Source organism: Lysinibacillus sp. EB271-A1-10B (assembly GCF_058791335.1).
The window spans coordinates 174,435-197,812 of sequence record NZ_JBYTDL010000003.1; the positions used below are offsets into that span (position 1 = coordinate 174,435).

Annotated in this window: 38 protein-coding genes; 36 read left to right on the forward strand and 2 right to left on the reverse strand. The window is 35.5% G+C overall.

Going from position 1 to position 23,378, the window contains the following annotated elements:
- Positions 1-14: 14 nt before the first annotated feature.
- The 4 genes from AC3WSK_RS06020 to AC3WSK_RS06035 all read left to right on the forward strand — a co-directional run bounded on the left by AC3WSK_RS06020 (position 15) and on the right by AC3WSK_RS06035 (position 1,679).
- Entirely contained in the window at positions 15-206 is a 192-nt protein-coding gene (locus tag AC3WSK_RS06020) for a hypothetical protein (RefSeq protein WP_492413644.1), read from the forward strand.
- Positions 207-240: 34 nt separating this feature from the next.
- A complete protein-coding gene (locus tag AC3WSK_RS06025; protein ID WP_492413642.1) occupies positions 241-1,014 on the forward strand; it encodes a BRO family protein in 774 nt (257 codons plus the stop codon).
- Entirely contained in the window at positions 1,015-1,335 is a 321-nt protein-coding gene (locus AC3WSK_RS06030; protein ID WP_492413640.1) for a DUF771 domain-containing protein, read from the forward strand.
- A gap of 143 nt (positions 1,336-1,478) precedes the next feature.
- Positions 1,479-1,679, forward strand: coding sequence for a hypothetical protein (locus AC3WSK_RS06035; RefSeq protein WP_492413638.1), 201 nt, complete (start codon positions 1,479-1,481; stop codon positions 1,677-1,679).
- Here AC3WSK_RS06035 and AC3WSK_RS06040 read toward each other — a convergent pair.
- The gene (locus AC3WSK_RS06040; protein ID WP_492413636.1) at positions 1,663-2,082 is read right to left on the reverse strand and encodes a hypothetical protein; all 420 of its coding nucleotides are present in this window, start codon (positions 2,080-2,082) and stop codon (positions 1,663-1,665) included. The two genes, AC3WSK_RS06035 and AC3WSK_RS06040, sit on opposite strands and share 17 nt — an antisense overlap.
- A 156-nt stretch (positions 2,083-2,238) precedes the next feature.
- On the opposite strand from AC3WSK_RS06040, the gene AC3WSK_RS06045 reads away from it, so the two are divergent.
- From AC3WSK_RS06045 to AC3WSK_RS06100, 12 genes are all read left to right on the forward strand, one after another.
- Positions 2,239-2,721 (forward strand): hypothetical protein, encoded by a 483-nt coding sequence (locus tag AC3WSK_RS06045; RefSeq protein ID WP_492413634.1) that lies wholly within the window; start codon positions 2,239-2,241, stop codon positions 2,719-2,721.
- A gap of 119 nt (positions 2,722-2,840) precedes the next feature.
- Entirely contained in the window at positions 2,841-3,110 is a 270-nt protein-coding gene (gene abrB / locus AC3WSK_RS06050; RefSeq protein ID WP_492413632.1) for a transition state genes transcriptional regulator AbrB, read from the forward strand.
- A gap of 8 nt (positions 3,111-3,118) precedes the next feature.
- Positions 3,119-3,301, forward strand: a complete 183-nt coding sequence (locus AC3WSK_RS06055; RefSeq protein ID WP_492413630.1) for a hypothetical protein — start codon at positions 3,119-3,121, stop codon at positions 3,299-3,301.
- Positions 3,298-4,191 (forward strand): hypothetical protein, encoded by an 894-nt coding sequence (locus AC3WSK_RS06060; RefSeq protein WP_492413628.1) that lies wholly within the window; start codon positions 3,298-3,300, stop codon positions 4,189-4,191. The genes AC3WSK_RS06055 and AC3WSK_RS06060 overlap by 4 nt, the downstream gene beginning before the upstream one ends.
- Positions 4,148-4,945: a PD-(D/E)XK nuclease-like domain-containing protein gene (locus tag AC3WSK_RS06065; RefSeq protein ID WP_492413626.1), complete on the forward strand. Its 798-nt coding sequence runs from the start codon at positions 4,148-4,150 to the stop codon at positions 4,943-4,945. Before AC3WSK_RS06060 ends, AC3WSK_RS06065 begins: the two co-directional genes overlap by 44 nt.
- Before the next feature lie 11 nt (positions 4,946-4,956).
- Entirely contained in the window at positions 4,957-5,799 is an 843-nt protein-coding gene (locus AC3WSK_RS06070) for a phage replisome organizer N-terminal domain-containing protein (protein WP_492413624.1), read from the forward strand.
- Position 5,800: 1 nt separating this feature from the next.
- Positions 5,801-7,075 (forward strand): replicative DNA helicase, encoded by a 1,275-nt coding sequence (locus tag AC3WSK_RS06075; protein WP_492413622.1) that lies wholly within the window; start codon positions 5,801-5,803, stop codon positions 7,073-7,075.
- Positions 7,072-7,506 carry a hypothetical protein gene (locus tag AC3WSK_RS06080; RefSeq protein WP_492413620.1) on the forward strand — a complete coding sequence of 145 codons (435 nt, stop codon included), beginning with the start codon at positions 7,072-7,074 and terminating at the stop codon, positions 7,504-7,506. The genes AC3WSK_RS06075 and AC3WSK_RS06080 overlap by 4 nt, the downstream gene beginning before the upstream one ends.
- Before the next feature lie 10 nt (positions 7,507-7,516).
- Positions 7,517-7,669, forward strand: a complete 153-nt coding sequence (locus AC3WSK_RS06085; protein ID WP_492413618.1) for a hypothetical protein — start codon at positions 7,517-7,519, stop codon at positions 7,667-7,669.
- Positions 7,666-8,175 carry a single-stranded DNA-binding protein gene (ssb, locus tag AC3WSK_RS06090; protein ID WP_492413616.1) on the forward strand — a complete coding sequence of 170 codons (510 nt, stop codon included), beginning with the start codon at positions 7,666-7,668 and terminating at the stop codon, positions 8,173-8,175. Before AC3WSK_RS06085 ends, ssb begins: the two co-directional genes overlap by 4 nt.
- A 12-nt stretch (positions 8,176-8,187) precedes the next feature.
- Complete coding sequence (locus AC3WSK_RS06095) at positions 8,188-8,754, forward strand: DUF1064 domain-containing protein (protein ID WP_492413614.1); 567 nt, start codon at positions 8,188-8,190, stop codon at positions 8,752-8,754.
- A 3-nt stretch (positions 8,755-8,757) separates the two neighbouring features.
- Positions 8,758-9,018 (forward strand): hypothetical protein, encoded by a 261-nt coding sequence (locus AC3WSK_RS06100; protein ID WP_492413612.1) that lies wholly within the window; start codon positions 8,758-8,760, stop codon positions 9,016-9,018.
- A 223-nt stretch (positions 9,019-9,241) separates the two neighbouring features.
- Here AC3WSK_RS06100 and AC3WSK_RS06105 read toward each other — a convergent pair whose 3' ends face one another.
- Positions 9,242-9,940: a DUF4145 domain-containing protein gene (locus AC3WSK_RS06105; RefSeq protein WP_492413610.1), complete on the reverse strand. Its 699-nt coding sequence runs from the start codon at positions 9,938-9,940 to the stop codon at positions 9,242-9,244.
- A gap of 204 nt (positions 9,941-10,144) precedes the next feature.
- Between AC3WSK_RS06105 and AC3WSK_RS06110 the strand changes: the two genes are divergently transcribed.
- From AC3WSK_RS06110 to AC3WSK_RS06205, 20 genes are all read left to right on the forward strand, one after another.
- Positions 10,145-10,561, forward strand: a complete 417-nt coding sequence (locus tag AC3WSK_RS06110; RefSeq protein ID WP_492413608.1) for a DUF722 domain-containing protein — start codon at positions 10,145-10,147, stop codon at positions 10,559-10,561.
- A gap of 326 nt (positions 10,562-10,887) precedes the next feature.
- Positions 10,888-11,484 (forward strand): hypothetical protein, encoded by a 597-nt coding sequence (locus tag AC3WSK_RS06115; RefSeq protein WP_492413606.1) that lies wholly within the window; start codon positions 10,888-10,890, stop codon positions 11,482-11,484.
- A 50-nt stretch (positions 11,485-11,534) separates the two neighbouring features.
- Positions 11,535-12,077 (forward strand): hypothetical protein, encoded by a 543-nt coding sequence (locus AC3WSK_RS06120; protein WP_492413604.1) that lies wholly within the window; start codon positions 11,535-11,537, stop codon positions 12,075-12,077.
- Between the two features lie 195 nt (positions 12,078-12,272).
- Positions 12,273-12,965: a hypothetical protein gene (locus AC3WSK_RS06125; RefSeq protein ID WP_492413602.1), complete on the forward strand. Its 693-nt coding sequence runs from the start codon at positions 12,273-12,275 to the stop codon at positions 12,963-12,965.
- Positions 12,966-13,169: 204 nt separating this feature from the next.
- Positions 13,170-13,358 (forward strand): hypothetical protein, encoded by a 189-nt coding sequence (locus AC3WSK_RS06130; protein WP_492413600.1) that lies wholly within the window; start codon positions 13,170-13,172, stop codon positions 13,356-13,358.
- Positions 13,359-13,558: 200 nt separating this feature from the next.
- Positions 13,559-13,822 carry a hypothetical protein gene (locus AC3WSK_RS06135; protein ID WP_492413598.1) on the forward strand — a complete coding sequence of 88 codons (264 nt, stop codon included), beginning with the start codon at positions 13,559-13,561 and terminating at the stop codon, positions 13,820-13,822.
- A gap of 21 nt (positions 13,823-13,843) precedes the next feature.
- A complete protein-coding gene (locus AC3WSK_RS06140) occupies positions 13,844-13,975 on the forward strand; it encodes a hypothetical protein (RefSeq protein WP_492413596.1) in 132 nt (43 codons plus the stop codon).
- Positions 13,976-14,175: 200 nt separating this feature from the next.
- Positions 14,176-14,685 carry a hypothetical protein gene (locus tag AC3WSK_RS06145; RefSeq protein ID WP_492413594.1) on the forward strand — a complete coding sequence of 170 codons (510 nt, stop codon included), beginning with the start codon at positions 14,176-14,178 and terminating at the stop codon, positions 14,683-14,685.
- Position 14,686: 1 nt separating this feature from the next.
- Positions 14,687-16,486, forward strand: a complete 1,800-nt coding sequence (locus AC3WSK_RS06150) for a phage terminase large subunit family protein (RefSeq protein WP_492413592.1) — start codon at positions 14,687-14,689, stop codon at positions 16,484-16,486.
- Positions 16,486-16,719 (forward strand): DUF6148 family protein, encoded by a 234-nt coding sequence (locus tag AC3WSK_RS06155; RefSeq protein ID WP_492413590.1) that lies wholly within the window; start codon positions 16,486-16,488, stop codon positions 16,717-16,719. The genes AC3WSK_RS06150 and AC3WSK_RS06155 overlap by 1 nt, the downstream gene beginning before the upstream one ends.
- Before the next feature lie 16 nt (positions 16,720-16,735).
- Positions 16,736-18,325 (forward strand): phage portal protein, encoded by a 1,590-nt coding sequence (locus tag AC3WSK_RS06160; protein ID WP_492413588.1) that lies wholly within the window; start codon positions 16,736-16,738, stop codon positions 18,323-18,325.
- The gene (locus tag AC3WSK_RS06165) at positions 18,309-19,370 is read left to right on the forward strand and encodes a head maturation protease, ClpP-related (protein WP_492413586.1); all 1,062 of its coding nucleotides are present in this window, start codon (positions 18,309-18,311) and stop codon (positions 19,368-19,370) included. The genes AC3WSK_RS06160 and AC3WSK_RS06165 overlap by 17 nt, the downstream gene beginning before the upstream one ends.
- On the forward strand, positions 19,370-19,741 hold the full coding sequence (locus AC3WSK_RS06170; RefSeq protein WP_492413584.1) for a head decoration protein: 372 nt from the start codon (positions 19,370-19,372) through the stop codon (positions 19,739-19,741). Before AC3WSK_RS06165 ends, AC3WSK_RS06170 begins: the two co-directional genes overlap by 1 nt.
- A gap of 12 nt (positions 19,742-19,753) precedes the next feature.
- Positions 19,754-20,818 carry a major capsid protein gene (locus tag AC3WSK_RS06175; protein ID WP_492413582.1) on the forward strand — a complete coding sequence of 355 codons (1,065 nt, stop codon included), beginning with the start codon at positions 19,754-19,756 and terminating at the stop codon, positions 20,816-20,818.
- Positions 20,819-20,828: 10 nt separating this feature from the next.
- The gene (locus AC3WSK_RS06180; RefSeq protein WP_492413580.1) at positions 20,829-21,197 is read left to right on the forward strand and encodes a hypothetical protein; all 369 of its coding nucleotides are present in this window, start codon (positions 20,829-20,831) and stop codon (positions 21,195-21,197) included.
- 14 nt (positions 21,198-21,211) lie between these two features.
- The gene (locus AC3WSK_RS06185; protein ID WP_492413578.1) at positions 21,212-21,541 is read left to right on the forward strand and encodes a hypothetical protein; all 330 of its coding nucleotides are present in this window, start codon (positions 21,212-21,214) and stop codon (positions 21,539-21,541) included.
- Between the two features lie 29 nt (positions 21,542-21,570).
- On the forward strand, positions 21,571-21,978 hold the full coding sequence (locus AC3WSK_RS06190) for a hypothetical protein (protein WP_492413576.1): 408 nt from the start codon (positions 21,571-21,573) through the stop codon (positions 21,976-21,978).
- Positions 21,979-21,990: 12 nt separating this feature from the next.
- On the forward strand, positions 21,991-22,536 hold the full coding sequence (locus AC3WSK_RS06195; protein WP_492413574.1) for a phage tail protein: 546 nt from the start codon (positions 21,991-21,993) through the stop codon (positions 22,534-22,536).
- Positions 22,537-22,546: 10 nt separating this feature from the next.
- Positions 22,547-23,041 (forward strand): hypothetical protein, encoded by a 495-nt coding sequence (locus AC3WSK_RS06200; RefSeq protein WP_492413572.1) that lies wholly within the window; start codon positions 22,547-22,549, stop codon positions 23,039-23,041.
- Positions 23,022-23,378 (forward strand): hypothetical protein (locus AC3WSK_RS06205; RefSeq protein ID WP_492534991.1); only part of this gene is annotated, 357 nt, incomplete at its 3' end. The genes AC3WSK_RS06200 and AC3WSK_RS06205, both read left to right, overlap by 20 nt.

Here is a 23,378-nt window from a genome sequence, read left to right on the forward strand (position 1 = left end):
GAGAGGTGAATAACATGCCTGAAACTAAAGAAGCTCGCGGTAAAATCCTTGAATTTAAGGAAAGTAAAAACATCACGTATGAACAACTTGGGCTAATGGTTAATAAAACGCCAGTGTATATTCAAGAGGTTTTAACAGGTAAAAAAACAGGTCCACGTGCTAATGAACTAATTCTTAAAATTATTCAGATGTTTGGGATTAAGTAATTTATAAGTATCAAAATTATATGAGGTGATTAAAATGCAATTTCAGATCATTAAAAGTGAAATGTTTAACAGTGTATCTTGTGATTTTTATCAGAATGATAATGGTGATGTGTTTATGACAATCGACCAACTTGCACAAGCCTTAGAATACTCTGATAAAAATGGTATTGAGCAAATCATTTCACGAAATGGATATTTAAAAGATGTTGAATTTTCAACTACCCACAAGTTGTCAGTGGTTGAAGGAAAGCGCCAAGTAAGACGTGATCGCAGGATTTTTTCGGAAGATGGTATTTATGAAGTCACAATGCTTTCACAGCAACCTAAAGCAAAATTATTCCGAGCGTTTGTCCGTAAAACTTTGAAAGCATTACGTAAGGGTGAGGCGGTACTTGTTCAACCTCAATCAGAAGATGCCAAGTTGGAAATCCAACGTATGCGTGCTGAGGCAATGTTGAATAACAGTCGCACACGACAAGCAAAACTTGTCTTGGATATGCAAAAGAATAAAACGTTATCGCCAATCGCAGTTGAGTTATTACAGATTAATGCTTTAGAAGTTTTAGGAGACAAAGCAATAGAGCATCGTCCAGAAGTTGAAAAATCATATACAGCTACAGAATTAGGTGGAATGTTTGGTGTTTCTGCTCAAAAAATTGGGAAACTAGCTAACGCTCATAACCTTAAAACAGACGTATATGGCTACTTCGCTTTAGATAAAGCAAGATACAGCAATAAACAAGTTGAGTCATTCCGTTACTTCGAAAGTGGTAAAGAGAAGATTCAAAAATTGCTGGGAGTGAGTTAAATGCAACAACTTCAAGTTAATTTAACTGTTCCTGTACCTGAAAATTATGTGCTAATAAATCGAATTGAATACGAAGAATTACAAAATCATTCTCTCCATGGTGTCTATTGGACAATGAGTGACTTGGAAAATCGTATTGGTAAAAAGCAAGTGTGGATTAAAGAAAATGTATTATATCCGCAAAAATTCAAAAGACAGTTAGATGTCTCGCAAGGTGGGTTTGTTTATTATCCGAAAGCGAAAGGCGAAAAATGGAGTTTCTTAGCTTCTAAGATGTCTCAGTTTTTGGAAGACAATTTTTACACAATTTTTAAAGGGTAGGTGAACAAAATGAGAATCAAAGTAGCAGAGTGGTTAGCATTACCGATTGAGCAACGTTTAGCTTTAATCAGCAATGCGATTAATAAAGGGGCAGCAGCACGTCAGAAGTAAAACTATCAAACTATGAAAGGAGAATGAAGAGTGTGGAGGACAATAAAAAATCCTCACAAGTTGCTGGAACAACGAGTGAGGAAAAGCGAAATCAACTGGACGCAACAGTTGCAAATATGATGTTTACCGTATTAGAGCAAAAACTTAATTCCTTATTATTCGCAGATAAATACCATCGTTTTTTACACACCATATATATTTTATTGTTGCTAGTGCTCATATTATTCCGATAATTTTTTCTACTACAGAGTTAATAGCTAGTCGGATTTCGGTAGCGTATGCAGAAATTAGCACTGTTGCTGTCCATGTGCAGCAACTGACGAAAAATGAAGATTTTTCAAAGCTTCGATTAAGTAAAAAACTTAAAACAGAAGAAGGGAGGAAGAAAATATCCTTCAATAAATATTTTGGGTGTAGAAACTTTAAAATGTTATGTTCATGCTCATCGCTCTTTTCTAACAATGCAAAATAAGTTTGTTTGATTTTCTCTGTATCGTAAAAATCATCATAAGATAGTGCCAAGTAGTAATAACTGTTAAGTAAATCATTTATTAAAGGTCTTTTTCTAGCAATATCATTAAATGTTCGGTTTTTATTATGTTCTTCGGCTTTAAAAAATGAATCATACAGTTGCAATATGGTTCCTATCTTTCTGATTTTATATAAACTCCTAATGGATCTACGCAAATACAGGTATAAGCAAATTAATATTATTATTGTTATTTTCAACGTTAGTGTCACCTACCTTTCTACCAATAGTTTAGCAGAAAGGAAATATAAGGAGGAATAAAAATGCAAGCAGTATTAAATGTAAAAGGCACAAAGTTATCAGTTCTATCAATTCATTATAGTGAAACAGGAAAAGTTCAATCAGTATATGCAACCAATGGAGATAACTCTAAGACTTGCTTTGTTGATAAGGAGGATAGTCAATACGAAACACGTCCGCATTTAGCTATTAACAATTTGGAAGGAGCATTGGAATATCCAGAGCTTGAAGCAAGAATTGTGGAAGGCAACAACAGGCTAATTAAACATCTTGATGAAATGGTTGGACGGGAAAATAGTGAGCTAACTGGTATAGCAATTGATGCTATGGAAGGTGAGCCAGACTTACCGTTTGATAGCCATTTATCAAAAAAACAAAGAAAGTACAAGCTTAAACAACAACGTGTACTTGGATTAATTGATGCAGTAGAAGAGGTCAAAGCATATACGGAGGGTTATTACGTAAATGCCAATGATGAAGGAACTGAAACGCAAAGCAGTCATTGAGCAGTTGAATAAACTCGGCATCCACAGTATTGAAGGAGAACTGGTAGAAGATGTATTGTATACAACTTTACTAAAAACATTGGCGCGTAAACGTGCTGAAAACTAGGAGGTATTTTCAAATGAAAAGCACTGGAATTGTTCGTAAGGTAGATGAGTTAGGACGTTTAGTAATCCCAATCGAGTTAAGACGTACTTTAGGCATTGATGTTAAAGATGCAGTTGAAATTTTTATCGATGGGGACAAGGTTATTTTAAAGAAGTACAAGCCTAATATGACATGCGCTGTTACTGGCGAAGTATCAGACGATAATTTAGTTCTACTAGGTGGCAAATTGATTCTAAGCACAGAGGAAGCTAAAAAGCTAATCACTGAGATTGAGTTGAAGTAGGTGATTCCATGCGTACAGGATACTCACACTCAGAAGAATATGATCGTGAATCAGATTACTGGCAAGACATCGAAGACGCACAGAATGCCCAATTAGAGGAACAAAAAAACTCGTCAAAGGGTGCAACCAATGGCGAGCGTGAAAATTTTATAAATGACAAAGACATTTTAACACAGGAGGGTGAAAAATGACAAACGATTTAACAACACAGTTTAATTCTGTTCAGACAAATATAGATCAGCAAAGCGTATTAGCTCAATCAAGTGCTTCCCGTGAAATGGAAGAAGTTAAAGGTGCGATTTTCTTAGCAAAGCAATTCCCACGAAACTATTTTGAATCTGAAAAACGTATTAAAGATGCTTGTAAACGACCTTCATTAGCAACTACAGCAACTTATGCATATAAGCGTGGTTCTTCCAAAGTAGAAGGGCCATCCATACGACTTGCTGAGGTTTTAGCTCAAAACTGGGGCAACCTATCCTACGGTATTCAGGAGCTAGAACAGCGAGACGGTGAATCTGTTGCGAAGGCTTTTTGTTGGGATCTTGAGACAAATGTACGCCAGGAAAAAGTATTCACAGTCAAGCATGTACGAAGTGCGAGAGGCAATTTAACTAAATTAACTGAACCAAGAGATATTTATGAAAGAGTAGCTAGTGATGGAGCTAGAAGATTAAGAGCTTGTATTTTGGGTGTTATTCCTGGTGATGTGGTTGAAATGGCTGTAGAACAATGCCGTTTAACATTAGCTGGCCAATCAGAGAAACCGTTAAAGGATCGAATAAGTGGCGCTTTAAGCCATTTCAAGGAAAACTACGGTGTAACACAAGAAATGATCGAAGAACACTTTGGATATAACGCTAGTTCGTTTAGTGAGTTTGATCTTGCTCAACTTACAAGCATTCGAGATTCATTAAAGGACAACGTTTCTAAAGTTGAAGATTGGTTCAATAAGGACACTGGCAAGCAGCAAACAAGCGCACTAGCTAATGAGTTCGAAAAAATGCAGGAGCCGCAAAAAGAAGAGGTGAACCCAGGTGCAGACAATCCATCTGAACAACCTAAATTACTTCTCGAATGAAGCTAATCAGCATTATATGTCAGTCTCGCAATTTAAGAGTGCAGTGGAGTGTGAGGCTAGTGTAATTGCTGAGCTAAAGGGAGAGCATAAACCCCCTTCCTCTCTAACGTTAGCAGTAGGTTCTTATACACATGCAGCTTTTGAAAGCGATCAGGTTTTTAACGAGTTTGTAGAAGAAAACAAAAGCGTTATTTTTAATACGCGAGATAAAAAATACGCTGATTTTAAGCAAGCCGATTCCATGATAAAAACAATCAAAAATGACCGTTTCGCAATGCTTGCTTTAGAAGGTGATAAAGAGGTTATTTTTACAGGTGAATTATTTGGTGTCCTTTGGAAAATTAAAGTTGACGCAATAAATCATGACCGTAAAAGATTTAGTGATTTAAAGACTACTCAGAGCCTTAGCAAGCGTTATTGGAGCGACAAGTATAGTGAGTATGTTTCATTTGTTGGAGCCTATGATTACGTGCTGCAAATGGCTATTTATCGTGAAATAATCTTTCAAAACACTGGAGATTATTATGAACCGTACATTGTAGCAGTCACGAAGGAAACGCCGCCCGATAAAATAGTTTTGGATTTTGACAAACGCCGATTCGATTTTGAGTTGGAGTATGTAAAGGAACTTCTACCAAATATTATTGCAGCTAAAACAGGCAATAAAGAGCCAAAGCGTTGTGAAAAATGTGGCTATTGTAGAGCGACAAAGCAATTAAAAAATACCTTTGAAATAGAGTTTCTTTTGAAGTAGGTGATACAAAAATGGCAGACATCACTTGGATAAAAATTAAAACAGATATGTTTGATAATGAAAAAATTAAGCTTATTGAACGGATGCCCGAAGGTGACACAATCTTAATCATTTGGATAAAGCTACTTACTTACGCAGGTAAAGCGAATTACAACGGATTTATCATGCTAGGTGAAAATATCCCGATGAACATTGAGGAAATGGCAATCATTTTTAACAGGCCATCAGAAAAAGTTAGATATGCCATTCAAATACTGCAGCGTTACAAAATGTTAGAAGTAGACGAGCAAGAAGTGGTTCTAATAAGCAACTGGGAGAAGCACCAAAACACTGATGGTATGCAAAAAATCCGTGAACAAAATCGCCTACGAAAGCAGAGACAGCGCGAAAAAACAAGGAATCATGAGCTTTTAGAAATTGAAGAAAAAAGTCACGTGACAGTCACGGGACGTCACGCAACAGATATAGATAAAGATATAGATAAAGAATATATATTGTCGGGTAAGAAAACCGACTCAATACCTTACAAAGAAATTATCGATTACCTAAACAAAAAAGCAATTAAGAAATATAAACATACATCACAGAAAACACAAACATTAATTAAAGCTAGGTTTAAAGAGAAATTCACATTAGATGATTTTAAACAAGTTATTGATATTAAAACAACTCAATGGTTAGCAGATCCTAAAATGTCTGTTTACCTAAGACCAGAAACTTTATTTGGTACAAAGTTTGAAAGTTATTTGAATGAACAACCGAAAGTAATTTTACAAAACAAACAACAAGAAGTTAATCTACCAAACTACGTTAATGGAATAAGTGAAAATGACCTTCTAAACATGGGGGAATAACATGCAAAATAACTTACTAGAAATGTCTGTTATCGGGACAATCATCGAGCATCCGTTTTTACTAAAAGAGTCAGGTATTAACAAAGAACACTTTGAATCCAAAATTAATGTGAATATCATTTCTGTTATAGACAAGCTTGTGAGTGAAGGTAAGCAAATAGAGTTTGTAACATTGATAATGCATGAAACACCTGAATTTGTTGGTGGAGCCTCTTACTTGAAGAGTTGTATAGATAACTCTAATTTAGATAAATTCAATGGTCGAGTTGTAGAGTTGTTGGATAAGTGGAAACAGCGAGAGACAAGAAGGATACAAACTATCGGATTGCAAGAAGGTTGGACAGCGCAAGAGGTTATTCAAAAGCTATCCGACTTGGACACCACGAGAATTGATGACCGCAAGAGTATTAAAAACGAATTGGTTAAGTATTTCGAAATGCCGTTTAGTGAGTCTAAAAAAGTAGATACAGGGATAGAGAGTGGAATAACGGAACTTGATAAATTAATCGAGGGATTCAGACCAAAAGAGTTGACGATTATATCAGCAAGACCGTCTGTAGGTAAAACAGATGTAATTTTAACTATTGGAAAGAACGCGGGCCTTAGACATATCACAACAAAAGGCAAAAAGCGTGTCATACCTGTTGTATTTAGTTTAGAGATGGAAACCGAATTATTAGTCCTGAAACGTTTAATACCATCTACTGTCGGATTTAACCGAGGAAAAACAAAAGATTTATTTAACTTGCTAACAGAAGAACAAAAACAGAAGTGGTCTGCAGACTTAGGTTATTTAAGTGAAAGTGGATTCGAATTCTTTGATAAACCAGGTCAAAAAGTTTCTGAAATAAGATCAAAAGTTAGGTTATTACAAAACGAATATCCTGATTGCGAATTTTTAGTAATGATTGATTATCTATCGATTATCAAACCTGAACAACCAGGGTATAACCGTAACGTTGAAATTGGACAAATCACGAATGACCTAAAAACAATGGCGAAGGAATTAGGGGTACACGTAATCGTTTTGTCTCAACTTTCAAGAAGTATCGAGTCGCGTCCTGATAAAAGACCAATGAATTCGGATTTAAGAGAGTCAGGTGAGATAGAGCAAATCGCAGATATGATAATTGGCTTATATCGAGAGGGTTATTACAACGGAGAGATAAACAATCAGAACTGGCAACCATTCGAATTTTGCGTAACTAAAAACCGTAATGGTGGAGTCGGAAATGTAACAGCAGCTTATAACAGGTTTTTAGGAATTATCCAATGACGTTTAATGAGTTACTACTTGATGCAATCAAGTGTGATGATGAACTACTTGCTTACTCAATTTACTGGCTAATAAAAAACGATGTCGTAAAGGGAGCTGATCGGGCCAACAATATCAACTGGAATCTAATAAACCACGAAGAAGTGAAGCAAATGAGAGAACGCAATGAATTGAATTTGCAAACGATCAAAACTTATTCGGTTCCACTTGGTAACAAGCAGCACATGATTATATTCGCTAAAAGTGAAAAATCAGCAAAGGGCCATGTCTATTCAGAGCTAGGAAGAATCCCCACAAAGATATTCGACATATCAAACAAGATGGATATGAGCTTTTGGTTTCCTGAACAACAAAAAAATAAATCATTACGCCAGGTGAAAGATGAAACATTAGTCTTTCCATCCACAGCAATGATTTTTACGAAAGGATAGAGGCGAATGAATGTCTGAAAATACTCAAACAAATGAAATAGAGCTTAAACAGCAAAAAGCACTTCAAGAAATTATAGAAATCACAAAAGGTTTAATTGATATGAACCCAGCATACGAAAAAATCAACAATATCGCTTTAAAAGGCTTGGAGGGTACAGAATGATTAACCGCGTTGTATTAGTTGGCCGTTTAACAAAAGATCCTGAATTGCGCTATACACCAAATGGAGTTGCAACATGTCGCTTCACAGTAGCCGTTAATCGAACATTCAGGGGCCAGGACGGAGAACCAGAAGCCGACTTCATTAGTTGTGTTGCTTGGAGAAAGCAAGCTGAGAATCTAGCAAACTTTCAACGAAAAGGTAATTTAATAGGCGTTGAAGGGCGTATTCAAACAGGGAGTTATGAGGGCCAAGATGGTAAGCGTGTGTACACTACAGACGTTGTTGCTGATAGCATTCAATTCTTAGAACCAAATAAAGGCTCAGAAATCGCTCAGAACGGTTCGAATGTACGTTCTGATACAAATAGAGGGGCAATATCTCAAAACGGATCAGGAGGCTATAAACAGCCTCAAAACGTACAGCAAAATTACACAAGGGTAGATGAAGATCCATTTGCAAATAGTAAAGGGCCTGTCGAGGTGTCCGAAGATGATCTTCCATTCTAAAGAGGTGTAATAATGAAAAAGTTTTTAGTAAGGTACATCGATAAAAAATTACCTGGAAATAAAGAAATATTTGTAGATGCTGAGGATCAAGTAAAAGCACGGATTAAAGCTAGACAATCGATTGGCACTATCAAACACATTATTCACATTGAACCTATTAAAGAAAAACGAAATAAATACAACAACAAAAAGGTTGAGCATGACGGAATTAAGTTTGATAGCAAAATGGAACGAGATTATTATGACCATCTAATAGAGTTACAGAATAAAGGGATAATATTCGAATTCATCATGCAAAAGAATTACACGATATTCGATGGCTACACAAAAGACGGTGTAAAAGTTAGGCCAATCATTTATAGAGCTGATTTCGAAGTGCATTATCCTGATGGGCGAATTGAAGTAATTGATATTAAAGGGCAGCCAACAAAAGACTTTCTAATCAAGAAAAAATTGTTCGAATACCGTTATCCGTTTGAGTTAATTCTCTTAACTTATTCAAAGATTGATGGTGGTTGGATTACACATGAAGATTTAGCAAAAGCACGTAAAAAACGAAAAGAAGAAAAGGGGAAATAAAACATGAAAAAATTATTAGTGCAAAAAGAACAATGGATCGCTTACAAAAGAGAAGAAGCAGAAGAAATCGTTAATGCTGCAAAAGAAAATGATGAAATGAACATGCACAAGATCACTGAAAAGTTTAATAAAAACGGAGTTTATTTCTTAGTTGATGTTCAGTATCACCACGGAACACCGAAAGAGGTAATGGAAACTACGCCACCAGAGAAAGACAAAGCACCAGATGGTCAAATGAGCATGGATGAAGTCTCAACAGTCTAACGAGACTGAATAAAAATTGAATAGAGGGCCTGTTTTTGAGGCTCTCTTTTTTATACCCAAAAACAGCCGAAGAAGGTGGTGAAAACGGAAAATATATTACGAAACTCAAGGAGAATGAACTTTTATGATCAGGGTAAGGTTAGGGAAAAAGTAAAGTTATCCTAAAAGAAGAGTGACTTGAAAAAATTTAAATCACTCTTTAGCATCTTAAAGGATATTATTTTCATTTTGTAACTTTATGAGCAGGAGAAGACCTTCTCTTATTGTCAGGTATAGAATTATAAAGTTTTTCAGTCCTTTTTGGAAGAGAAATTAGCCTGTCAACGATTATATTTAATAGTTCTAGTAAGAAATTAGTTATGGATGGATCTTCATCTAATTGAATTTCACCTGCATGTGCACCAGAATTACCAAAGTTTCGAACTACTTCTAACGATTGAGCTAGATATGTATCAACGTTACCATGAGCTATTAATGACTCGATTTTTTTGTATAATGTTGGGTCAGTATAGCCCAAATGAGTTAGAAGCTGTTCTAAAGCTAATCTAGAAAGCGCAGCTGATGCTCTAGGTGAGAGCATACGAATTTCTCCAGCTTCATTATAGGTTTTTTTTACTTGATCAGGCATATCTGAATGGGGTTCAGGAAATTCACTAGTGCTTACTGGAGGGAAAATTTTTAATTCATGCCCATACTTAGATCTCAGCCAAATACTTTTCGAAGAGCAATTATTACAAGTTGAAAGAAAGATTTGATGTAAATGTTTATCGAACGTGTCCAAAGACGGACTTAATTCGCTTGCTAATGTAGTCAACGCGCCTATTTTATTAACACAGATTGTTTTATGGGATGTAACCAAATTGCATTTGCTACACTTGAAAACAGGTTGATGATAGTCGTGATAACTAAATTGATTTACCATATATTATCCTCCAAATTATGTTGTTAATTAAATTATAAGAGTAATTGAATGAAATATACAAGGGATACTTAAAAGTAAGTAGCGTGCGACCGCATATTCAAGTTAATAGAATTATGTACTAATAATTTTTTTAACCTCAATACTAGTTCATTATACAGAGAAGGTTATCTCAATAATTACAAATTCAAAAGGTAGGTGCTGCACATGCCTACGTTATCGCGTAGTGAAATACAGAACATCGAGAAATATTGGATTGAATATGAGCAATATAAGAAGAAATTACAATACCGTGAGTGGGAGTTGTTGCATCCAAATAATCAAGGTGGAGAAATGGTAGGTGGTCGTAGTAATACGATTTCTGATACAACAGCAAAGAAAGCTATGGTATTAGCTAACGATGCCTATTATCAAAACTTAAAGCGAATTATAAATACTGTGGCAGGCCTATATGGTGAGCTTGATGAGGATATGCGAACAATCGTAGACATGCGCTACTGGGACAAGGATGGCTGTTACGAATGGGAAGATATAGCCGACAAGTTGTATATTTCACGTAACAAGGTTCTTCGCAAAAGGAACATCCTTATTGATAAAACAGCTGAAAGGATTGGTTGGGTCTAAATAGTTTAGAATTTACTCCATAATCTTTTAGTATATTTATAAGGTTTTATAAGAAATAATAGAAATCAATGTCGATACAAAAGTCACTATTTGTTATAAAAAATATTATTTTGTTGTAAAAAATTGATATAACTAAAATAGTTACTTAAGTATAATAACCTTCATCCATATGTGGTGAAGGTATTTTTGTGGGAATAAATTGTTATATAGCCACTGTAATAATTGTAAATATTTGTTATTTCATAAACGGTTATTAAATACTATTTAAATAAAATATGTAAAAATATACAATAATATTATATTGAGAAAATAGAGGAGTGGAAAAAATGAAAAAAATAAGTGGATTATTGATAGCTTTATTTTTGACTATCTTAATAGGTATTGAGCCAGCAAAAGCTAATCAAGATCTTTTATCAGAATTAGTAAAAAAAGATGCTTCAGCGTTCTGTGGCGCAAGTGCTTTTACCCAGTTTGACGCAGGAACGAAAACTAAAGAAATTAATTTTGTACAAAAAAATGCTGTTGCAGCCACTGGTTGGAAAGATCAAACAGGTAAATCAGATAAAGGGTCAAAAATAGTAATGCCTGTGGAAAAATTTAGAGACTATGGTTATTGTCACATTTATGAAAAACATATGAAATATGCGAATACTCAGACGAAAAATGAAGTTAATATAAATGGTGCTTGGAAATCACAATTCCAATATGCTCATTATCCATCCGATGCTATGAAAACAGCTATGCAAGTAATAAATGGAACCGACGAGCTGGTTGAAGATACTGAAAAGCCTAATCGATATACAAAAACATTCTACTCGTCTAATGAAGGACAAAGGGTTAGGGTTGTACTCCAACGAGGAAGCACCTGGGGAGGATATAATAGTTATGATTGGGTTTTAGTATCAATGTTCCCGGTATTCTAGTACTATCTATAATATAAAGAGTTTATAAAATTATAGAAAGAGATTAAATTATGACAGAAAAAACAGTTGTTCAAAAAGTTAAAGAAGCCATTTCTGGAATTGAAATTGGATATTTTGACACCGCAAAAGGTTTTATTTTTGATGAATACTTTAAATATTTTAATGACGATGATAAAGAGACTAGAAAACATGCGTTATTACTTTTTACAACGATGTTAGGAAACTGGTATAGTAAATCGGCTGTTGTTTTTAAACCAGAGAAAGAACGTCTAAAATATGAGGATGAACTAGATACTGAGTATTACAATTTCGAGAGTTATTTATCTTCACTACTAGATTGCTATCAAAATATTGAAAAAGAATTTCCTTACATGTTTGAACGTATTGTAAGATACTTAACCTTAATTGAAAAAGATAAAGGTTTAAGCTTCGAAGAATGGTTTCCTGAAATCAAATCAGATATATTTAAAGAGCTCCGAGAGAAAATATTGATTCCTAACAGCAATTTGGTTCAGGCTTGTCACCCAATGAAATATTTATTTAGAGAAGTTGGCATTGAACCATTTTTTACAACAGATTTTTTTGAAGAGTAATATCCTTTAGTAAGTCACATTCAATCGAGTGTGGCTTTTTTTATTTTGATCTACAATATTTAATTTATAAAATAAAAATACAATATATAAGATGAACTTGTTAACACCAGGGAAGTTCGCAAAAAAGTGTAGTAAATTGATATTATCAAGGGTGCTTAAATACGAGTACCGTTTTTAAATTAAGGAGGAATTGAAATGGAAAACACATTAAAACAAGAAAACTTACAATCTTTATTAGGGGGAAAGGCGGTCAAGCATGGAACAAATCCAAAGAATCCATTAGGTACAACAATGCTTATAACTGATGGCGATAGTACAACTGGTTTTCTCTTGAAAAAGGAAATTGCTAGTGGAAGTATATCTGATTTTTTAATCTATGATTTTGAAACACCGCAAGTTATTGATAAATTTAAAGTTTATATTGAAAACTATAAAGGTCAGTCGGTATATCTCTGTTTTCTTGATGCAAATGGAGCTGTCTTATATTCACAAGAAGATAGACTTGTGCCTGGAGATAATCAAATATATAGTCTTCCGAAAAGAATAAGCGGTGTAAAAAAAGCTTATATTTGGAATTCTGATGGAAGTAGCAAAGGGGAGGATTATAAAGTAATAGAATGGGATTTATATAAAGACCTTTCTTTAGATTTAAAGTCAGAACGAGCAATTTTGAGAATCACTTTAATTAATGAAGTCATTAAGGAATATGATCTTTCTGCTCAAGAGTTAAATGCTTTTATTGATTGGTATAATGCTAGAACCCAAGGAACCGGTTTAGAACAATATCCATTCTTAAAAACTTGGAATATGGGACCATTTGCTAAACGAACTGAATATGTAATCTACAGTAAAATTCTTATGTTTGAAGTTGATGAATATTTTATTTGAATGTATTAATTTTAGGCACCTTTTTATTAGGGTGCCTTTAAAATTTCTTGTTGGCGTAAAGTACTCCAATATAATTTTATTAAGCAAATAGCATACAACTAGTGAGGCTACTAAATTGGTAGTCTCTTTTATGTTTTACTTTTCTAATAGTGACAAATAATTCCACTCACTTTATGATAAGGTGTGGGCGGAGGTGATTTAGTGATGAGAAAAGAATATGAAACAAAATATATTTATGAAGATGGTAGTAGTAATAATAGTGATAATCTAACTAAAATGCTTAATACTTGGGCAGAAGATGGTTACGTATTACATTCGATAATCCCTTTTTTAGATGAAGGGACAACGAAAGGATATACAGTAGTCTTCGAGTTAACAATCAACGAGGACTAAAAAGATAAAGGTCGCACTCACTACGAGTTGCGGCTTTTTATTATGCCTTGAAGACTGTATATCCTATCAACCATCAAATAATCGTAGGCGTTAATCGTGGGGTTATGAATAGGGTATACAGTCTTGAAGATATAAAGTCGAAAGCTAAACAGACTATAAAAGCTAATGAGCAAATCATTATGAATTGTGGAGGCGATATCATGCCAGAAAATAAATTATCAAAACAAGATTTAATTAATATTTTTTCAGTAGCAAGAGAAAAGCAACTACCATTCGTTTTTGTCGGCGTTGAAGCAGAAGGAACTAAAGAAGCAATTGTTGTTCCAGCAGAATCATTCGATGCTAAAGAACAGTTCTATTTAAATGCTTATAGCGATGACTTAGTACATGTAATGAATAGCAAGGTTCGTATCTTTAATGTTATTGCAACAAGTACAGAAGGTATTTCGTACATCTTCGACTAATGATTTGTGGAGGGCTGAACATTGATTACTAATGAGTTCAAGAAGTTAGAAGTGACTGCTAAGAGACTGGGTGCAACAACAAGCAAGAGTGCAGAAGATGTTGCTGATACTTTAATGGAACTGGAAAAGCATGGTAAAAAGAAAAATTTATAGGAAAACATTAGGTTCTTCTAGGACTCTTATTGCATGCGGGGCTTGCGAGCCCCAAAAGTGGTCTATTTTTATTAAAAAAAATTTACTTTCGCTTTCGCTTGAGGGAGCTGAAAGTGACAACTTTGAAAAAAATCCTTCATCTAATATTTTGGAAAATGAAGCGGGGATATAAGCATAAAAGCGAAAGTGAGGTGTGAGATATGACAAAATCAAAAGCGAAAGTAGATAACCTTACTACTTTTGAAATTGCAACAAGTGAATTTGCAAAATTGGTAGGAAAAACGCCGCAATGGATTCGTCAGTTAACACGTGATGGTGTACTCACACAATGCGGACGTGGAAAATACAATATGGCGGAAAATATTCTCGCTTATATTGAGCATGCTTCAGGTGGTAAAGAGGAAGAAGGGAAGCCCCGTCATGTTGATGTTAAAACTGAGCATGAAATTCTAAAGAAAGAAAAAACAGAATTACAAGTGCGGCAATTACGAGGGCAATTACACGCTGCAGAAGACGTCCGCCTGGTAATGGGTGATATGATTTTAAGCGCTAAATCGAAATTATTGTCATTACCGACACGGATTAGCCCACAGTTGGATTGTGAATCTTCTAAAACGATTGAACAAATTTTAAAACAAGAAATCGTAGATGCTTTAAACGTTTTAGTAGATTATTCGCCTAAACTTTTTGAAAAAGAAAGTAGCGAATAAGTTGGTTAAAGAAAAAACAATCGATTTATTTAAAGATTTAGCGCAACTGTGGTCCCCACGTCCAAATTTAACAGTTTCAGAGTGGGCCGATAATTATCGTATTTTGACTTCTGATACATCTGCTGAGTCGGGTCCTTGGCGTACAAGTCGTGCACCATATATGCGAGAAATCATGGACTGTATTACAGATTCAGACATTGAAGAAGTAGCGATTATGGCATCAGCTCAGGTTGGTAAAACAGAGTTTATGTTGAACATGGTTGGTTATCACATAGATTATGATCCATGTCCAATTATGTTCATGCTGCCAAACAAAAAATTAATTCGATATTTCTCAACAACAAGGCTCTCCACAATGATTCAAGCAAGCAAGGCATTACGTGATAAAGTAGCAAAAAATGCAGGTAACACAATAGATGAAAAAGCTTTTTTGGGTGGTTCCATTGCGATTGTTGGTGCAAATGCAGCTAAATCTTTATCAAGTAGACCAATTCGAATTTTGCTATGTGACGAGGTAGATCGTTATCCAGTGTCTGCTGGTAAAGAGGGAGATCCTATTAATTTAGCAAAAATGCGTACAACAACTTTTCCATCTAATCGAAAGCATGTTTATGTGTCAACGCCACTTGATAAGGGTACTTCACGAATTGAGCAGTTGTATGAAGATAGTACGATGGAGCAGTGGTCATTCGCTTGTCCGTCATGTAGTACATCCCAGCCAATGAAATGGGAGCAAATAAAATTCGAGTACCATAAAACAGAGGATAACGAATTCATTGTGGATGAAGTAAATCATGCTTGTAATGAATGTGGGTGTTTACATAGCGAACGTGAATGGAAGCGTGCTGAAGGTAAATGGATTGCACAAAAGAAACATTCACGCCGTCGTGGCTTCCATTTGAACCAATTTGCCAGTCCATGGGTAACGTGGGAGAAAATAGTTAGAGATTTTTTAGAAGCGAAACGGGACGGACTGGAAAAGTTGAAGACATGGAAGAACACCGTTTTAGGTGAGTCATGGGAAGAACAAGGAACAACGGTCGATGAAGATATTCTATTTGAACGTCGTGAAAAATATGATGCCGAAGTTCCAAGCCCGGTAAAAGTGCTAACTGCTGCTGTCGACGTCCAAGACGATCGATTTGAAATTGAAGTGGTCGGTTGGGGCGCTGGTCGAGAGTCATGGGGGATAGAATATCATGTTTTATATGGAGATTTGAAACAAGATGAAACATGGCAACAGCTTGATTTATGGCTCCAAAAACGTTGGAGCAAAGCAAACGGTAAACAATTTGGCATAACTTGTACTTGCATCGACTCAGGTGGTCACTTTACACAGGAGGTCTACCGTTTTACAAAAGCTCGGGAAGCACGGCGAATTTATGCTATAAAGGGCGCAAGTGCGGTAAAAGGTGAGTACATTCCACTTTTAGCAGGTACATCAAGACCAAAACCATTGAAAACACTGCTTGTTCGCCTTGGTGTTAATGATGGGAAGGCACGCGTTCTCTCTAGCCTTCAGGTAGATGAATTAGGTCCAAACTATTGTCATTTTCCAAAAGGACAAGGCTATGAACTAAATTATTTTCTTGGTTTAACAGCTGAGAAGCTGGAAACACGTCATGAAAAAGGGAGACCTTATCATATATGGGTCAAGAAACGCGCTCGGAACGAACCGTTTGATTTACGTGTCTATAATACAGCAGCAATCGAAATAGTAAATCCGAACTTTGAAAAAGAATACGCCGGTATTTATGGTGTTAAGAAAAAAAGAAAAAGAGTAAGGGAGGTAAATTATTAATGGCTATTACATTAGAGGAAGCTCAAGAAAATCTAAGGATTTGGCTAGAAGCAGAGCGTACTATTGCAAATGCACAAAGTTACACAATAAGTAATAGAAGTTTAACAAAAGCCAATTTATCTGAAGTCGCTAAACGAATTACCTATTGGGAAAATAAAGTTGCTGAGCTTGAAATGGTACAAAAGGGTAAACGGATGCGAAGAACAAAACAATTTATTCCTCGTGATTGTTAGAAGGTAGGTGAGAATAATGGATATTTTTAAACAAGGTGTAATAAAAGTTAAAAACTTTATAAGTAACAAAAGAGAGAACACTACCTTAAAAAATGGACCTGTAAATTCTGCTGGCTATGGCAATCATGCTGCAAGTGATACAAAACGTTCTGTCGTAGGTTGGATTAGTTCTTTAAGTGATCCAATTGATGATATAGAGCGTAATGTTGAAACGATGCGTGAACGTTCCAGAGATTTATATATGGGTGCACCTATCGCTAGTGGATCATTAAAATCCATTGTAACCAACGTCGTCGGTTATGAGCTGAAATTAAATGCTCAAATTGACGGCGATTTTTTAGGCCTTTCACAAGAAGAAGCCGAAGTTATAGAGGATAAAATTGAGCGCGAATTTGAATGTTGGGCTGATTCTAAAAATTGTGATGCTAACCGTATGTGTGACTTCGGTCAATTGCAACAATTGGCACTTTTATCAACCTTAGCTTCTGGGGACTGTTTTTCCATTCTACCTTATAAAAAACGGGTTGGCTCACTGTATGAACTTACAGTGAAGTTGATTGAAGCAGATAGAGTATGTAATCCATTTATCAATACATTTACTGAAGAACGGTTGATAAATGGCGTAGAAATAGATTCTACAGGTGAAGTCATTGCCTATCATATTGCAGATAAACATCCAAATAGTTCTTTGACCGGTCAGAATAATTGGAAACGAGTAGAAAAGTATGGAAAACTCACTGGGCGTTTAAATGTTATTCATTTATTAGATATTGAACGTCCTGAACAACGTCGCGGAATACCGATTTTAGCGCCTGTTATCGAAGGATTAAAACAAATTGATCGATATACAGATGCTGAATTAATGGCAGCTGTAATAAGTGGTATGTATTCAGTATTTATTACAACTGAAGCTTCGTCACAAAACGAGTTTGGTGGAGGTTTTGGGGAAGAAGATAACGACTTTGAGGAAGATGATTCAAAAATAAACATCGGAAATGGCTCAGTCACATTTCTTCGTGAAGGCGAAAAAATTCAAGAATCTAACCCAGGTAGACCAAATCCAAATTTTGATGCTTTTACAACAGCTATATTTCGTCAAATAGGAGTTGCCTTAGAGATTCCTTATGAAGTATTAATGAAACACTTTACTTCATCCTATTCAGCGTCAAGAGGTGCATTACTTGAAGCGTGGAAGATGTTTAAAAAACGTCGAGTCTGGCTATCAAAAAATTTTTGTCAGCCTATTTATGAAGAGTTTTTTGCTGAAGCAGTTTTAAAAGGACGTATACATGCACCAGGTTTCTTTGATGATCCTTTAATTCGAAAAGCATATTGTAGTGCAGAATGGAATGGACCAACACAAGGTCAATTAGATCCTAAAAAAGAAGTAGAAGCAGCAATTTTACGTATTGAATCGGGTTTGAGCACTCGTACTCGAGAAGCACAAGAATTAACAGGAACTGATTTCTTCCGTAATCATGAATTGAGAAAACGTGAGGAACAGTTGCGAAACGAAGCAGGTTTTAATGCACCTGTAAATATAAATATTCAATCTGATAAATCAGATGAAGGAGGTGAGAGAAAGAATAATGAGAGTGGAAATTAAAGGACCTGTTATTAACGATGGTGATCAATGGATCTACGATTATTTTAGTATTCCAGCTGTGAGCCCTGGAAAGGTAATAAACTCTATCGACCAGGCTATTAAAAACAACCATAAAGAGTTACAAGTTGTGATAAATAGTGGAGGTGGCTCTGTTTTTAGTGCTTCTGAAATTTACACGGCCCTAAAATCTTTTGCCGGAACAGTTAATGTCGAAATTGTCGGTGTCGCTGCAAGTGCTGCGTCTGTAATTGCAATGGCAGGAACGAATGTTATGATGTCGCCTACTGCACAAATGATGATTCACAATGCAGCAAATGGTGCACATGGTGATTATCAAGTAATGGATGATAATAGTGAGTTTTTGAAAAATGTAAATGCCTCGATTATTAATTCCTATACTGCAAAAACAGGTAAATCTAGTGATGAATTAAAAATTATGATGGATAAAACAACATGGATGACAGCCCAACAAGCTAAAGAACATGGATTTATAGATGCAATTATGTTTGAAAAAGAAGTATATGCGGTTGCTGATTTAGGTATTAACAGCGTAATACCTCAAGAAGTCATTGATAAAGTAAGGCAACAAATGGCAAGAGATCCTGCAGCGAATGTTGTAAATCAAGCTAACAATTTAATAAATAAAAATAAAGATAATGGAGGAAATGATGTTATGGACTTACAGACGTTACAAAATGAACATCCAGAACTATTTGAGCAAGTGAAGAATATGGGGTATGCAGAAGGTGTAAAGGCTGAAAACTCAAGAATCAAAGCAATTGAAGATATTGCAGTGCCAGGCAATGAAGCCTTAGTTAATAATGCGAAATACGAAAATCCTATTCCAGCTGCACAGTTTGCAATTAATGCTTTAAAGGCTCAAAAAGAACAAGCTCAAAATCAATTAATTAATATGCAAAAAGATGCTGCACCACTAAACGAAATTCCTGGTTCTAATGCGCCGGTTCAATCTGATCCTATGGATGAGGTAGAAAAAGAAGCTGAAGCGTTAGCTAATATTTTTGCAAAAGGAGGAAAACAATAATGAAGTTAAATGGTCAAGTCGGTTCTTATGAGCCAAACAATTTAATCTATGATACTTCATTCCCCATTCAAACAGGATCAGCTAAATTAAAAGCTGACCAAGGTCTTTTATTACAAGGCACAATCATTGGTAAAGACGGTGACGGGGAATACTTAGTAGCTAGTACAACGGCTACAACACCAATTCTTGCAGATGCCATTTTGACGGATGACGTTGACACAGGAAGTGAGCCTGGGAAGGCTGTTTTTGCTGAAACCTATATTTCAGGATCATTTAATTCAGATGCTTTACTTACAGATGGTACAGATAAAGTATCTGTTCATTATGATGTTTTACGCACTAAAGGAATTTATTTAAAGGGTTCAATTTAAGGAGGAACAAATATGGAACTATATAAAACTATTACAATCTTAAAAGCTATTACTCAAATGCCAAAAGTGCACACATTCTTGCGTGACACTTTTTTTAATACACCTGAAACATTCCCAACTGAAGATGTTCTAATTGATTACACAAAAGGTAAACGAAAAATGGCACCATTTGTGGCACCACGTACCGGTGGTGTAACAATTAAACGTGATGGGTACCGTACTGAAAAATACACTGCCCCACGTATTGCCCCACAAAAATCATTAACAATTGATGATATTACAAAGCGATTAGCTGGAGAAAGTGTAGTTAGTACAAAAACACCTGCTCAACGATCACGGGAGCTCTTAGCGAATGATTTAATTGAATTAAATGAAATGATTAGCCGTCGTGAAGAGTGGTTAGCTGCTCAAACATTGATTAACGGTAAGGTTATTATGAAGGGATACACAGGTGAAGGTCCTGATAGCTTTGTAGAACAGGAACTTGATTTTAACTTTACTCAAGGTGTCACTTTATCAGGTGTTGACAAATGGGATAACTATACTCAAAATTCTGAGGAAGAATATGTTTCAAATCCGTACCAAGATATTAAAGAGTGGAGAAAATTAGTAACAAAAAATTCAGGTGTAGCACCAGACACATTACTTCTTGGGGAAAATGCAGAAAAAGCATTTATTAATCACCCTATTATCAAAGAAATGTTTGATAAAAAGAATATGAATTTCGGTAATATTGAACCTAGCATTAAAAGTGATGCTGTAACTTTCATTGGTAAGTTACCAGGGTTAGGGGTTGAAATCTATACTTATGACGATTGGTATTTAGATGATAATGGAGAAGAAAAACCATATATCCCTGCTGATACGGTCATTCTAGCTAAGAAAAATTTCGCAGGCTTCGCATACGGTGCTATTACACAGATGGAGAAAAATGACGAGTTTATGACTTACGAGGGTGAGCGAGTTCCTAAAATTTGGGCAGACCATCAGAATGAACAAAAAATGGTACGCCTTGCATCTCGTCCTATCCCAAAGCCAGGAAATGTAGATGCATGGTTAACTTCAAAAGTAGTCTAGGAGGGTTTGTATGAGAGGATACAAAGTACTATCGCCATTACGTCATAATGGTGAACGATATTATCTAGGTGATTTTCTCGCAGAATCTGCAATAACAGAAAAAGAGAGTGCTAGACTTTTAAAATTAGGTGTTGTTACTGCAGTTGTAAAAGAGGATGAGAAAGTAATTCCAACTGTTAAAGAGCCAACTGAAACCAATGTACTGGAAGATGAACCTATCGAAAAGACGCTGGACCTTAACTTTGATTTAGACGAGTTAAAAGATGGTGCTAAACAACAAGGTCTAGAATGGAAAGGTAATATTAGCAAGTCAAATATTATTGCTTTAATCGTGGAAAATGATAAATCTGCATATTTCTTAGATCAATTAGAGGACTAAGGGAGCGTGGAAATATGAATTTTAAAGAAGCATTAGAAAAAGACCTTTCTAGTGTTTTTTTTAATGCCAATGAATTTGCAGAAGAACATGAGTTAGATGGGAAAACGTTAGGCTTAGTAGTTGAAGATACTAGCCTTGAAGAACTGAAAGGCTATGGGAAAGACCAACTAAGTGCTGCACAAGAAGTGTTTTCACATTTTAAAACAATTTTTGTGAGAAGTAGTGATTTTTACGTCCCGAAAGTTGGTAGTGTTTTAGATTTAGATGGGAATGAATATTACGTAGAAGAATCCTCAGAAGATATGGGTATTATTAAAATCGTTTTATCGGCTAATGAAGTTTAGTGTGATCATAAAAGAAAGTAGGGATTATTTTGAAATTTTCAAAGTTAGAATTACATGCAACCCATTGTTTAAAACATAATTTACCGTTACGAGTTTTGATGGATATCCCTGTATTTCCATCACCTGAAATGGTTGTAATACCTCCTGAAAACATCAGTAAAAAGATGAAGTACTTCAAAGAAATTTTTGATGAGGATTGCAAACATAGGTATGACAAAGGGGTGAATATTTCCGAAGTAGTTGATATTTCGGAAGAATTAACGACCGAAATAAAGCAAGGAATAGGTATTTCATCACCATTAAAACCACAATTACGCAAAAATCATATTCGCTATGAACACTCTTATACAGTAGGTGCGAATGATAGATTCATTTTGATCGAAGGACGAGTCGAGGATGTGCTGAAAATTATGGAGTTGGCTAATTTCAAAGGCTAAGGGGGATTTGTTATGATCCAAATCCGAGTTGATAATGCTGAAAGAATTGAGCAACTATTTGAAAAAACACCAAAAGAAACAAAAAAAGTACTGGTGAGAGCCATTAACAGGTCTGCAACTGCTGCGAGAACAAGAAGTAGTGTGTTAATACGTAAAAATTATATCGTGAAATCTGAGGATGTAAAAAAGCGTATAAAAATACGAAATGCCACAGCTGGCAATTTATCTGCTCAAATTCGAGCAAGTGGTCCTGTAACGCCATTAATGAAATTTGATGTTACACCTAACTCACCAGACACTGTAATCGTTCGAGCGCGTGTGAAAAAAGGCAGTAGCCGAAAAGTAATTAAACATGGATTTGTTAATAAAATGAGCAATTCACACGTTAATGTATTTACTCGTGTAGGTCAGAGTCGATTGCCAATCAAAGGGTTACACGGCCCTTCTATTGCGCAGATGATGAGTAAAGATGAAATAGCAGAAGAAATAATTAAACGTGGCCAAACGGTGCTTGATGAACGTGTAGAGCATGAGCTAAATAGATTACTTAGAGGGTGACGTGACGTAAATGTTAAATATCGATTTAATAGACAAGTTAGTTGTATTTCTAAATGAGGAACTGAAAGAGATACGACTACCTACTAAAGATGAAAATATCAAAAAAGCTCCTACGGTATATGACGGCTATTTACCTCCAAAAGAAAAATCTTCACGTAGAGGTGGAGATACAGAACAAGAGGAGTATCCATTTGTCATTGTGCGCTATCTAGATGAAGATGATGAACAATATAAAGAGAATGTCGCCACACTCAGATTAGTTATTGGAACATATAGCAAAGATGAGCAACATGGTTGGCGCGACACCTTAAATGTCATGAATAGGATAAAAATTGCATTAGGAAAAAAACAAGTAATTGGTGCAGCCGTACTGACAGGAAAAATTAGTACAGCGTTATTTGAAGAACAAATGAAACCTATGTGGCATGGTGTTATGGATGTACAGTTCAATTTACCGCAAGTAGCTTGGGATAGGAGTGTATTAGATGACTATCGAAGTATCTGAAAAGGTATCGCCTGAAAATGTTGGCGATGCAATTAAAAAGGCAAAAGAAAAAGAAACTGCATCAACCGAACAGGTTGACGAGGCAGTTAAAAAGACAAAAGAAAATGAACAGCAATTGATATACGTTGGACCTCCAGTAAAAGGGGTACACCGTTTTTCTGTTTTTAAAGGTGGCTATCCGAAACACGTAGAGAATCATCTTGAAGCATGTCCAGCTTTTAAACAATTATTTGTACCAATTCAGAAGTTAAGCGAGGTTCAAATGCATTTGAATGATTCTGGAACAGTAGAATCAATGTTTTACAAAAAGGTAATAGAATACTTTGAGGGAGTGAAC